Below are 12,794 nucleotides of genomic sequence, written 5' to 3' on the forward strand. Positions count from 1 at the left end.
ACTCCTATTAGCTGGTTTAGCACAATAAGGTAATATGAAAAAAGGCTTAGAGATGAAAATTCCTCTAAGCCTTTTAGTATTGTGAATAGTGTTGTGAAATTGGCGTGAATTAATATGTGATTATGTCTGTGAAATACCGTTTTGCACCTCACAAGTAAACCCGTTTTTTTTTTATTTAGTGTGTTTTTGCATTGATTGTTACTTTTCATACATGCCATGCCAGATTATGAAATGATCAGGTCACTTTTTTTCAAAATGTGTGAGCAGTAATGAAAAATTAAAAACCTGATTTTTTCTTTTGGCTGAGAAAACAACAGAGTTTGAGAAGATTATATTAATGACCACTAACTTTATAGTTGGTCTTTTTTAATTGGAAATTTTTTCTGACTTAAATTTAGTGGTATAGATACTGCTTACCATCCGATACCGCTAGTTATTCTTAAGAACTATAAATATAAGAACACTAACACCTCAAAAAAGGGGGATAAATGTATATGACACCTGCATAATTTCTCCTAAATTAAATGATAACATGGTTAAAAAATTTACAGGCAGGGGGAGTACTAAGATTAAGACCGTTATATTGAGCCATGCAATCATTATGATAACTCTCATATCTGCTTTCCTAATAGGTGCGATTTTTATGTTTTATGACAGAGGTGAATCACTTGATAAGGTGTTGGCAATGGGGGGGAATGTTGTAGGCCAAGCAACTTTAATAAAGGAATCGGATGAAAACGAGGGACCAATAAAGGAAAACGTAATTGTAAGAATAAAGGACAAAGTGCTTCTTGACGCACCGGTGGTTAAACAATTTCCGGAACTTCCACGAGGATGTGAAGTAACTAGTCTTGCAATGTTGCTTCAATACAATGATATTGATGTGGATAAAATGGAATTAGCTTCAGGCATTAAGAAGAATCCAGTGTTGCTCAAAAAAAGAGAGGGTGTAACTTACTGGGGACATCCAAACGATGGCTATATTGGGGATATGTATACCTATAAGAAACCCGGATTTGGTGTTTACCACAGACCAATAACTGAGCTAGCAGAAAAATACTTACCTGGTAAAGTAAAGGATATAACGGGGGCTGACTTTTCCGAAATTAAAACCTATTTATCCTTGGACCTTCCGATATGGGTGATCATAAATACAACCTATAAGAAGTTGCCGGCCTCTTCTTTTGAGGAATGGATAACACCCTCTGGACCGGTATCAATCACATACAAAGAACATTCAGTGCTAATTACTGGTTACGACGATAAATATATATACTTTAACGATCCTATCACGGGATTAAAAAACAGGAAAGAACCATACAACAGTTTTGAAGAGGCCTGGGAGCAAATGGGCAAGCAAGCCATAATCATTTTACCTGATTCTCAGATTTCTGAATAAAGGTGTTAATTAGGTTAGCACGAATTTAATTAATACCTACTAGCTAACCATCCATACACATTTTGTGATTTTTGGATAATGTAAATCTTTCTTTCTAACAAATGTAAAAATGCGAACTTCTATGACAAGAAAGTTTTCATCAATTTTAATAAAGAGAAATGTAATGCATATGTAATATTAATTGCACACTAAATGCACGTTGATTCGTTATATTTAATTACTAGGACCCCCCTTTTTTAATATAATCTTTCCCATGCATGAAAGGCTGTCGTTTAAAATGCGACAGCCTTTCTGCTATAGTTGCGTTATTTGCATAGGTGCGAATCTGAGATGCATAAACCCTAAAACAGTGGTCAACCAAAAGGCTCCGGTAAATCACCGGAGCCTTCAGCCTATTCCACATTAAATTGCCCCATCATCCCTGCGTCTTCATGCTCGAGAATATGGCAATGGTACATGAATAACCCTTTATGATCAAATGTTGCAATTGCTCGGACTTTTTCACCAGGTGCAACCAAAATAGTATCCTTCCATCCGCGTTCATTTGGCGGCGGGGGATTCCCATCACGATCAAGGATCAGGAATTGGGTTCCATGGCCGTGGAACGGATGAGCCATGCCCATATTATTACCCATCATGCCCATTCCTTCATTCGAAATTTCCCAAATCTCGGTATCATGAAGCTTAAGCTGCTCGTCAATGCGATCCATGTCCATCTGTTTGCCGTTGATGCTGACATTACGGCCCATTCCTGACATGACGAATTTCCGAGTACGTGCAGCCATGGTTTCATCTGGATCTGGAATGTCAACCAATTTTGATGGAACATTATTTGGCCCTTTTTCCTCGCCAGTGACGATGAATTTCATAAATGAAGTTCCCTTATCGGTCAATTCCACGGTTTCTCCCTCTTCATATTCTGAAAAATCAACAATCAACTCAGCACGTTCTGCAGAACTTAAAATAAGCTTGTCCATTTCTACGGGTTTTTCCAGGAGTCCACCATCTGTCCCGATCTGGTAAAATTTCTGATTGTTGCTCAGTTGGAATTGATAAATCCGTGCATTAGAGCCATTCAGCAGCCGGAAACGGACCTTGCCTTTAGGAACTTCAACATAAGGATTAATGGCTCCATTCACCATAATCGTATCTCCCTGCAGTCCCATCATGACATCGTGCATGCTCAAATCATAGGTAAACTGACCGTTTTCATCGAGCTGTTTATCCTGGACAATTAATGGTATATCATTCACCCCATATTCGTTAGGCAGATCCAGGTTGTCACTGTCTTCATCATCAATTATAAACAGACCAGCAAGTCCTTTATATACGTGTTCGCCAGTTTCATGGAGTAGATGGGGATGGTACCATAAAGTAGCAGCGTTTTGTTCAATTTTGAATTGCGGATTCCACGTGGTTCCAGGCTGGATGCCGGAATGAGGGCCGCCATCCTGGTCGCCGTCAACTTCTAGTCCATGCCAATGGACCGTGGTTGCTTCATCAATCTCATTTTTTACTTTTATTGAAACATCATCTCCAGTTTTTACACGAATCACGGGTCCTAGGTAATCGCCATTATATCCAAACGTATCTGTTGGTTTGCCTTCTATAAACTCCATGGATCCTTTTTGGGCAACAAGAGTGAACTCTGCTTTTCCTGGGTCAGGATTCTCGTCTTTTAGGATGGGGGGAATGGGAAGAGAGGTTCCTCCATCAGCGAGTGAGTCATTCTTCATGTCTTCAACCTCTCCGTTATCGTTACCCATCATACCACCATCCATCATTCCTCCCCCTTGTCCAGGCATGTTACCGTTCATGCCGCCAAAACCTCTCATAAAAAACCAGCCGCCCACAATGAGCAGAATCAATAAGATAAGTGCGGCCATAACTATTTTTTTCATCATTTTTACCTCCTTTAGTACTTATCTAGCTTTTACATGACTTTATTTTTGAATACACAATACCTCGCTGTGTATTTTATAAGCGCCGGTTTATAATTGCAAACAATAATGCTAACTGTAGTCAAATATGCATTTTCTATGGAGTTTAATTCGAGAAACCTGTGGTAGAAACTATAAAGTAAATAAAATTAAGGAGGAATAAAAATATGCTATTACCTGCATCTGACTTAGGGTTAATTTCAACTCACCTACCTGCCCATGACGGCATGATCATGAAAGTAAAGCTTATGGCAAGAGAAGCAAAAGAGGAAAAATTACTTGAATTGCTAAATACTAAGGTAGGGATTTTACGAAGCCATGTGCGTATCATGATGGATATGCTTGATCCTGACAGTAGTGATTTTGAGAAGCTTCCGGATTTCAATGAGCTTCCGGAGGGTCAGCTCGAAACTACATCTAGAGGGTCACAGCTGATGGACAAGCACATCGCAATGGAAATTAAGGCTTCTACAGAGGCAATGGCGAAGGATAACTTCGTCTCAGCTCTTAAAATGAAGGACCCGCAGGTCAAACAGACTCATATTGAAATGGCACTTCAGCAAGTAAAGCTGCTTAATATGGTTACTGAATTCCTGAAGGAGATTGAAGCAGATGTAACGCCTATGGGTACGCCAGATGAACAAAAGAAAGTCATGAATCATTTCAGTCATATGATGGAAGAATAGATTTTGATTGGAGGTCGAGAGATGAATACTGAAAATGAACATAGTACTGTAAACAATCATGACCACAGTCAGACCAGCAGTATGACTAAAGATAGTAGCCAGTCCAGTCGAACACCACATGACAGTCATGAACATCATCAAGAACATAGCATGATGGACTCCCATCAGGGACACACCGACCATAAGGAGAACATAGCAAAAGTACAGGTTGATTGGACCTCAAACCCTCATACGGTCAAAGTGGATCAAGAAACAGAAATTTTTATTGACATAAAAGATTTCTCCGGGAAGGTTATCGAGACTTTTCAAGCTGTGCATGAAAAAGAAATGCACCTACTGGCAATTAAAAAGGATTTATCTGTATTCCAGCATCTTCATCCGCATTATCGTGGGAAAGGCAGATTTCAGGTGAAGACAACCTTCCCAAAGGCAGGGGAATATAAATTTTATGCAGATTTCCTGCCGGAGGGGGCAAATCAGCAGCTTGCTTCTCATGAGCTTGTCGTAAAGGGCTCAGAAACCAAGGAAGAGGTTGTTCCCGACAAGCTTTTGAAAAAGGAGATGGACGACCTGACAATCGAGCTCATTCTCCCAGAAGCGAAAGTGGATGAGCATATAAGTTTGATTTTCACCCTAAAGGATAAGAATGGAAACCCAATTACTGAACTTGAACCTTATCTTGGTTCTGCAGGACATGTCGTGATTGTCAGTGAGGATATGAATGAATTTCTCCATGTCCATCCAGTAGATGAAAACACAAAAGGACCAGATGTTGAGTATATGACCAGCTTTCCTCGTAGTGGATTGTATAAAATTTGGGGACAGTTCAAGTACAAACAAAAACTTTATACGGTGCCTTTTGTGATTGAAGTTAAGTAATAGGTAGCAGTACAGCAATGGCACACAGAATTGTGTGCTATTGTTCAATTTTCTAGTAAAGGAGGTGGAACTGTGAAGGATATTGAGGGGAAAATCGACATGCCGCAAACGAACAAAGGACGATTGAAAATTATCACGGTGCTTGCTATTCCCGCAGTCATTGAAAATTTTTTCCAGACGATCCTCGGCTTTGTCGATACATACTTTGTATCTAAAATCGGTCTGGCAGAAGTTTCGGCGGTAGGGGTCACCAATGCAGTCCTTGCGATATATTTTGCATTATTTATGGCAATTGGGGTAGCAGCCAATGTAAGGATTGCAAACTTCCTTGGTGCTAACCTTCCGGAAAAAGCAAGGCATATATCACAGCAATCAATCGTCCTTGCTGCCATATTTGGTATCTTAACAGGGATTATTACCTGGATTTTCGCTGAACCACTGCTGAAACTAATGGGAATAGAGGCAGAGGTCCTCGAGGCCGGTGCTCTGTATTTCCGGATTGTTGGAATCCCTTCGATTGTGATGAGCTTCATGTTTGTGTTAAGCGCTATCCTGCGGGGAGCAGGCGATACAAAATCGCCGATGAAGGTGAGTATTGTCATCAATATTGTCAATGCAGTTTTGGATTATGTCCTTATCTTCGGTTTTTTGTTCATACCCGAAATGGGCATCGTAGGAGCAGGGATTGCAACGGTAATTTCAAGATTGATTGGAAGCATTGCGTTGTTTTACTATGTCAATAAAACAGAAACTCTTACTTTCAGAAGAGATTACTGGAGTATTGACAGGACACATCTTATGGAACTGACTACTCTTGGAGCCCCAGCTGCAGGCGAGAGATTAGTCATGCGTGCTGGCCAAATCGTCTATTTCGGTTTCGTTGTTGCCCTTGGTACCAATGCATTTGCCGCTCATCAGATTGCCGGAAATGTCGAAGTATTTTCCTATATGATTGGATATGGATTTGCTACAGCCGCCACAATCTTGGTTGGCCAGCAAATCGGTGCGGGCAATCTTGAAGAAGCCAAGCATTATGCCAAACTATCCACCTACCTCACAGTAGGAGCGATGACCCTGCTCGGTGCCTTGCTCTTCTTCCTCGGTGATTGGGCTGGCAGCTTTTTTACCGACGAACAGCAAGTTATCGATGATATAGGAACCGCATTGAAAATATCCGGTATTTTCCAGCCGTTTCTCGCTGTATTAATGGTGCTTACAGGAGCTTTCCAGGGGGCAAATAACACGAAATTCCCGATGTACCTGACCGGATTCGGGATGTGGGCGGTACGAACCGTACTTGTCTATCTTCTTGGAATCAAGCTGGGCTGGGGACTCGCGGGAGTATGGATAGCAATCGGAGCCGATATCGCATTTCGTGCAATAGTATTGGTAATCCAATTCAAACGTGGAAAATGGATGGCACTTGAAAAAGCACCAGAGCCAGAATCTCACTGCCATCCGCAAACAACCAAAGAAAACATGTCAGCTTGCGCTAATAACTATTAATAAGGAGCATACAGTTATCAATCTGTATGCTTTTTTTTAGGTAACAATATTATTAAAGTGAATCTAACCTTATCATAAGGGGATTCCTACTTAAAAAGGTGTCTAGTAAAAATAATAAGTCGTTAGACCAAGTTGTATCAAACACATTAATAGCAAAAAAAACAGAATTATACCGTATAACTAGAGATGTCTTAGCAGTAATCTTCTTTCCGGCTACCAAATCAAACTCCCTGTTCTGTTAAAATTATGAAATTCACTCTTATTGGTTTTTTGGTGTTTTACCAAGTGTCCAAGAGGTAAAGGACATAAGAATCTTTTTTAAGGAGGAAAATTAATGACCAATAACAAACTGTTGAGAAATTCAGGCTTAGGCTTAGCGGCTTTAGGACTCGTTTTTTCAGCTGCAGGTGTATCGGCAGAAGCTCATAATCCCGGAGCTAAATTCCAACCCAATAATCAGATTGTAGTTGAATTGAACGATGAGAAAAAACTAGCTATTGTAGAAAAAAAAGTGATAGCTGTTGAAACTAAAATCGAGGATATCGAAACTTCACTGGGGGAAGCTCCTCTAACAGCTGCAGAGGTAGAAATGTATGAAAAGTACCTAGAGGATATAAATCCCTTACTTAATCGTTTAAACGCTGCAGAAAACCAGTTAGATGCCAAGGTGAAAAATCAAAGCAATCCTGAACCAATTGCTGAAGAGATTTATGGATGGATAAACGAGGTACGCTCTAAAATTATTGTGGTCAAGGAAACAATGGAATCTCAACTGGCTGAAACAATGTCCAGTTCAGGTGAAGTTCCTGAAGAACTTGCAACAGCAGAGAATCCGAAGTTTGAAATCGGAAGCCAGGCTATTATTGAAGCAGATCATATGCCAGGCATGAAAGGTGCTCTAGCAACCATCAAAGGAGCATATGACACCACTGCATACTCTATTACTTATTACCCTACAACTGGCGGAGAGCCTGTGAAAGATCATAAATGGGTAATTCATGAAGAGTTAGAAAACCCAGGGGAAGAACCTCTTGAACCTGGTACAGAAGTAACCCTTAACGCAGATCACATGGAAGGCATGGATGGTGCTACGGCTATCATCGAATCAGCTGTAGATACCACTGTCTATATGCTTGACTTTACAACAACATATGGAGAAAAAGTAGAGAATCATAAATGGATCACTGAAAGTGAATTAAAATCCATTGAGTAAAAAAACAGAATAATAAAGTATAACATCGAAAAAACAAAGTATACAGGTACTAATGTGCTTGTATACTTTGTTTTTTTTAATACTTAATGAAACTACCTAGAATTTTGTCCCCCGATTCTATAAAATGGTATATTTCATAGTCATTTCTATCCAATAAATAGTAAAATATCACTATTGATAATAAAATTTATTAGGAGCTGATTTAATGTTTGAAAAAATATTAGAATTATTAGAGGCTGGGGGAGAAACGAGGAATATCGAATTTAAGAAAACTTACGATTGGGGTAATCCACAACATAAAGCAAAAATCGTAAAATGTATTTTAGCTATGAGTAACACTAAAGATGGTGGAAATCTTATCCTTGGCATTGACGATGAAAAACAAGGCTTAGAGAAGTTAACGGGTATGGAACAGGAGCATTACGAAAAATTAAACTATGATCATGTAGTAGTTGAGGTTAATAAATTTGCAGATCCTCCTATATCGTTCCATATATATCCAATTAAAAAGGATAATAAGTACTTTATTTTAATGAGGATCCCTGAGTTTGATGAATTGCCCATAATTTGTAAAAGAAGTGGAGAACAAGGACTAAAAGAAGGAGCGGTATTTTCAAGATCAAAAAATAAACCCGAATCCGCTCTTATTAGGTCTCAATCCGAAATGAGAGAATTAATGGATCTTGCAATAAATAAGGGAATTAGACAATTCTATATGAGGGTAAGAGATTCTGGATTACACCTAGCTGACGACGATACATCCCAGGAGAGTTATACGAAAGAGTTAGTTGGAATTGAAGATGATGAAATAGTCAATCTGATTAAGAAAAAAGGCTATTGGAAAATTACAATAAGACCTACTTTTTATGAAGAAGATAGAATTGAAACGTTGGTAAATTGTAAAAAGATTTTACAAGACAACAAGTTGAGTTTGAGAGGGTGGGATTTTCCACACTTGAACGGTTTTGCGAATGGAAATAATTATGTCCAATCTAAAGAAAACTTTGGTCAATTCAAAGAGCTATTAAGATTTTATAAGAGTGGTCAATTCATTTATTATAATTCCATGTACGAAGAGTATATGGATGATAGATATCAAAAAAGAGTGAATGGGAAGGGATTAGAGATTATTAGTTCGCTCTATTTATTTACAGAAATATTTGAATTTGCAACTAGGTTAGCACAAAGAAAAATACTAGGCGATGAAATTACAATAAGAATAGAGTGTTATGGAATTAAAGGAAGACAACTTTTCTTCTATGAAGCTACAAGAGCGCTTTTCCGTGACTATATTTCAACTATAGAGGACGAAGCACACTTAGAAATAAACCTTGGGGTTGAAGAATTAATATCTAATGGTAGTACAATCGCAATTGAGGTATTAAATAATTTATTTGAAAAGTTTAATTGGGACATTCATGCAATTAAAGGCGTATTTATAGAAGAGCAACAAAAACTGTTAAAAGGATTATTATAATTGCAGATTTGGTGGCCAGCAGAATAGCTCTTTTCATAGGAAAAAGGCTTATTTTAAAGTAATAAGATTCAGGTAATAGTTAAAGATAAGGGTGGAAGTATTTCAATGGAGGTCCTTAAATCATTAGCGATAAAGTGTCGGAATCCCTTTTCCTAAACTAAACAATAATTTAGATAAATTTATTCATAGAATAATAATATTATATACCTATATAACTTGTGTAGCTAAGAACCAAGCAGAGAAATAAATGATAAGTGTCTATTGATGCACCGGAGGAGATCATTAGTTGGTTATTTAGCTAAATAGAATCAATCAGGTTTGGAGAAGTTCCTTAGAACAAAGTAATTTAAAAAATACGAAATATTTATGGTTGCCTAGTTTAGTCATATCAAAGAATAGGGGTATACATTTTTTTGCACAGTTACCCCAAGGATTTAAAAATATTATTACGTAAAATATGAATTTGATGTAATATTATAATGAATATTATTTTTTTCCTTAGGAGTAATTTGATGAAAAATAACTCGCAGTCACAAAATTACAAAAAACTTGATTTTATACTTAAAGATCTCCCGTGGTATGTAGAAGAATATATTGATAAGAAAAAAAGAAAACTATCACCAGGAACTTTGCTTAATTACTGTCATGATTTTAAGATCTTTTTTAATTGGTTGGTGTCTGAGGGTTTTTATAATGGAGAAATAAAAGAAATTCCGCTCTCACTGTTTGAGACTCTTACTACTCAACAAATTGAGGACTTTCTAAGCTTCTTAAAGTTCCAGTTAGACAACAGAGAAATAACCATTAATAGAAAGTTATCATCTTTAAAATCACTGTTCAATTATTTGCAAAATATAGCTGAAACCGAGAAATTAGAACCATATTTAATCCGCAATGTAATGGCGAAAATTGAATTTAATGATGTGTCCGAGGATCCTGAAACAATCGCAAACCGAATGGAAGGAAAAATTTTAATTGGAGACGAATATGAAGACTTTAGAGTATTTGTTGCTAAGAATTACGGTGAAATAAATAAATCAAATAAACGCATTACTACATTTCATGAAATGAATAAAGAACGTGATACAGCAATTGTATCATTATTCTTAGGATCAGGTTTAAGGTTATCTGAATTAGTATGGTTAAATATAGAGGATATCGATTTTAATAAAAACTGTGTGAGAGTAATAAGAAAAGGAAACAAAGAACAATACGTATACTTTAGTGAGCAAGCAATGACTGATTTAAAAGCATATCTGAGTATTAGGAGTAATAAATACAATATTCCGAGAGAAAATAAAGCTGTATTTGTTGCAGCTCCTATGGGTCCTAAAGGAACGACCAGAAGACTGTCAGGAAGAGCTATCGAGAAATTGATTGAAAAATATGCGATAGCGTTTGGGAAACCATCCTTATCAGTACACAAATTAAGACATTCTTTCGCAACCAGGTACCATTCTGAAATAAACGATGTACCCAAATTAAGAAGACAATTAGGCCATTCCTCAATTGAAACTACGATGATATATACACATTTAAAAAATGAGGATTTAAAAAATGCTATCAATAAACTTAATATGCCAAAAGAACAATAATGCTAATGTAGGTAAGTTCTCTTCAATAATTTTGTATGTAGGTGAATTCACTTCAAGATTTATCTATGTAGGCAAGTTCTTTTTAAAAAAAATTTACTGGTTTTGGAGCAGAAACTTAGGTTATTGCTCCAAAACACTAAAAAGGAAAGAATGTAGGCAGATTCTCTTCATTTATGTAGGTAGATTCTCTTCAACGGACAGGTGAGAGGAGAAGTGTTATTAATACTTCACTAAAAATTTATTATCTAGTTTACATAACATAAATTCTCGGAAGTTATACCAAAAATCAAGCATCTCATCTCAATATCTAAGTATACTCAAATCAGTGAGACAGAAACAGAAAATTCATTAAACTTTCTCTATAAAATCTCATTGTATTAAATTAACAATATTTTGTTTGCTAATAGATTTTATATTAGATTAACAATTCTCATATTTAATTTACAGATCAACAATTTACATGTAATTCATTATGTTTCACTTATCTTTCCGCAATTGCAGCTAAATTCATTTGTTTTGATATTTTAAGCTGATTCAATTGGATTCTGATTTGCAATCATTAGATTCTTAATTTATCAAACCTAATCCTTCTTTTAATCCAGCCCTCTTAAGAATCCCTAGATTACAAAAGTCATGTTTACATAATATTATTATGTTATTTAAAACGCACTTCTACTCCCTTTCGGAATAAAACATAAAAACACAGGCCTAAACCTGTGTTTCTGTTACTCTTTTGCTATTCACCTTGTTTAAATAGAATCTTGGTGTTCCGTAATAAGCGATTTCATTGAATTCGGGATAATTGGATGCAAACTGTACGTAGATTGGTGCATCCAGCAGCCATGGATGATAGGTAAAAAAGCTCTTGTCTCCATAAATCATCGCTGTCAATGCTAAATCCAATTCTCGTTTGAAAATCATATATCGGATCCGCGACATATTCAGGTCATATTCCCCATTGCTGACGTATACATTTGCATACAAAATATATTCACCGTTAATCGTTACCCAGTCTGCCAATACTTCATCCCGCATTTTATAGTTGATGGCCTGGTAATCATAAACATTCCCGATTGCTAAAAACAACTCACCGGTCAAATCTGAGTGCGTCAATGTATATTTCCTGCTGTCAATAGGCATGTAGGCTGTTGCTGGCGGAATAAAAGTGACGGTTAATTTCTCTGGCTTGAATTTGCTCATGGCAGAAGGCTCCTTCCTGAAAAAAGAATCCTTTTCCAATAGCGTATGCCAAATAGCATTCATTCGTGACATTTGCCTATTTTACTGTGCGGTAAGATTGATTACCTCTGCTTTCAGCAGTTTCCATTTTCCCTGTTCGTATAACCAGGTTGATTCCAGGTTTGCAATTCCGTCTGCGTTATAGGCTCCATTTATTCGCTGGCTGCCGATTAATCCGTATTGTCCAGCCTTGACTTTGATTGGCTTTAAAGTTCCAAATGGCAGAACCATCAATTCAGTCGGTTCATTTAGCTTCCCGTCATGATAAAGACCAAGCCTGTCATAATCCGCTTTCCTGTCACTTAAATCAAAGCTGTAAGACTGGCCTGTTTGCTCGATGCGGACAGACGCTTTATAGCCGTCTTCAAATTGACTGCTGACTGACAAAGGTTCCGGTACGGTCAGATTGACAACCTGAAAATCTTTTAATGTATATAAATAAAAATTCGACAGACCTCCACTTCCACCAGTTGGTACACTGATGAAAATATCTTTAACAGAATCGTCATTAAGGTCTTTATATTCAGTAGAGGGATCATATCCCCCTTCGAGATCAATCTTGTATGTTTTGCCATTAGACGCTTTGATTTTTAAATAAATCTCCTTAAGGAACTGTGTACCTTCTTCAAATGGCACACCTTTTACATAAATTATATCCTTCTTTCCATCACCTGTGATGTCGACCTTTTCTTCCGATACTGACACTGACACCGTCGCCTTCTCCCTGGAATCACCTGCATACGCGCCGGTCAGAGCAGTCAACGACATAAAAAAGAATGCGGTGAATGTAATCAATAGTTCCTTTTTCATTGTGCATCCCTCCAATATAGTTAATATCTCTAAATATGGAAAAAAGATAC

General features: G+C 37.3%; 10 protein-coding genes. 7 read left to right on the forward strand and 3 right to left on the reverse strand.

Annotated features, from left to right (window positions below):
• The first annotated feature begins 643 nt into the window (after positions 1-643).
• Positions 644-1,399: a C39 family peptidase gene (locus J7E38_RS17695; protein WP_214708361.1), complete on the forward strand. Its 756-nt coding sequence runs from the start codon at positions 644-646 to the stop codon at positions 1,397-1,399.
• Between the two features lie 392 nt (positions 1,400-1,791).
• Here the strand turns inward: J7E38_RS17695 and J7E38_RS17700 are convergent, their stop codons facing one another.
• Positions 1,792-3,300, reverse strand: coding sequence for a multicopper oxidase family protein (locus J7E38_RS17700; RefSeq protein WP_251030383.1), 1,509 nt, complete (start codon positions 3,298-3,300; stop codon positions 1,792-1,794).
• A gap of 206 nt (positions 3,301-3,506) precedes the next feature.
• On the opposite strand from J7E38_RS17700, the gene J7E38_RS17705 reads away from it, so the two are divergent.
• The 6 genes from J7E38_RS17705 to xerS all read left to right on the forward strand — a co-directional run bounded on the left by J7E38_RS17705 (position 3,507) and on the right by xerS (position 10,695).
• Positions 3,507-4,025 carry a hypothetical protein gene (locus tag J7E38_RS17705; protein ID WP_214708366.1) on the forward strand — a complete coding sequence of 173 codons (519 nt, stop codon included), beginning with the start codon at positions 3,507-3,509 and terminating at the stop codon, positions 4,023-4,025.
• A 21-nt stretch (positions 4,026-4,046) separates the two neighbouring features.
• Positions 4,047-4,904: a hypothetical protein gene (locus J7E38_RS17710; protein ID WP_214708368.1), complete on the forward strand. Its 858-nt coding sequence runs from the start codon at positions 4,047-4,049 to the stop codon at positions 4,902-4,904.
• Positions 4,905-5,003: 99 nt separating this feature from the next.
• Positions 5,004-6,410, forward strand: coding sequence for an MATE family efflux transporter (locus J7E38_RS17715; RefSeq protein ID WP_215038799.1), 1,407 nt, complete (start codon positions 5,004-5,006; stop codon positions 6,408-6,410).
• Between the two features lie 784 nt (positions 6,411-7,194).
• Entirely contained in the window at positions 7,195-7,623 is a 429-nt protein-coding gene (locus J7E38_RS17720; protein ID WP_483297185.1) for a YdhK family protein, read from the forward strand.
• A gap of 205 nt (positions 7,624-7,828) precedes the next feature.
• Complete coding sequence (locus J7E38_RS17725; RefSeq protein WP_214708374.1) at positions 7,829-9,100, forward strand: ATP-binding protein; 1,272 nt, start codon at positions 7,829-7,831, stop codon at positions 9,098-9,100.
• A 512-nt stretch (positions 9,101-9,612) separates the two neighbouring features.
• Positions 9,613-10,695, forward strand: coding sequence for a tyrosine recombinase XerS (xerS, locus tag J7E38_RS17730; protein WP_214708376.1), 1,083 nt, complete (start codon positions 9,613-9,615; stop codon positions 10,693-10,695).
• A gap of 708 nt (positions 10,696-11,403) precedes the next feature.
• On the opposite strand, the gene J7E38_RS17735 is transcribed toward xerS, so the two are convergent.
• Complete coding sequence (locus J7E38_RS17735) at positions 11,404-11,895, reverse strand: staygreen family protein (protein WP_214708377.1); 492 nt, start codon at positions 11,893-11,895, stop codon at positions 11,404-11,406.
• 81 nt (positions 11,896-11,976) lie between these two features.
• Positions 11,977-12,744, reverse strand: a complete 768-nt coding sequence (locus J7E38_RS17740) for a hypothetical protein (protein WP_214708379.1) — start codon at positions 12,742-12,744, stop codon at positions 11,977-11,979.
• Positions 12,745-12,794: the final 50 nt, after the last annotated feature.

Origin of the sequence: Bacillus sp. ISL-35, from assembly GCF_018613355.1 — a bacterium.
Classification (GTDB): domain Bacteria; phylum Bacillota; class Bacilli; order Bacillales; family Cytobacillaceae; genus Mesobacillus.

What these genes read in the sequence shown, in the direction of transcription:
- J7E38_RS17725 (WP_214708374.1), top strand. Translation starts at nt 7,829, where the DNA reads ATGTTTGAAAAAATATTAGAATTATTAGAGGCTGGGGGAGAAACGAGG.
- J7E38_RS17740 (WP_214708379.1), bottom strand. Translation starts at nt 12,744, where the DNA reads ATGAAAAAGGAACTATTGATTACATTCACCGCATTCTTTTTTATGTCG.
- J7E38_RS17715 (WP_215038799.1), top strand. Translation starts at nt 5,004, where the DNA reads ATGCCGCAAACGAACAAAGGACGATTGAAAATTATCACGGTGCTTGCT.
- J7E38_RS17710 (WP_214708368.1), top strand. Translation starts at nt 4,047, where the DNA reads ATGAATACTGAAAATGAACATAGTACTGTAAACAATCATGACCACAGT.
- J7E38_RS17695 (WP_214708361.1), top strand. Translation starts at nt 644, where the DNA reads ATGTTTTATGACAGAGGTGAATCACTTGATAAGGTGTTGGCAATGGGG.
- J7E38_RS17720 (WP_483297185.1), top strand. Translation starts at nt 7,195, where the DNA reads ATGTCCAGTTCAGGTGAAGTTCCTGAAGAACTTGCAACAGCAGAGAAT.
- J7E38_RS17735 (WP_214708377.1), bottom strand. Translation starts at nt 11,895, where the DNA reads ATGAGCAAATTCAAGCCAGAGAAATTAACCGTCACTTTTATTCCGCCA.
- J7E38_RS17700 (WP_251030383.1), bottom strand. Translation starts at nt 3,300, where the DNA reads ATGAAAAAAATAGTTATGGCCGCACTTATCTTATTGATTCTGCTCATT.
- J7E38_RS17705 (WP_214708366.1), top strand. Translation starts at nt 3,507, where the DNA reads ATGCTATTACCTGCATCTGACTTAGGGTTAATTTCAACTCACCTACCT.
- xerS (WP_214708376.1), top strand. Translation starts at nt 9,613, where the DNA reads ATGAAAAATAACTCGCAGTCACAAAATTACAAAAAACTTGATTTTATA.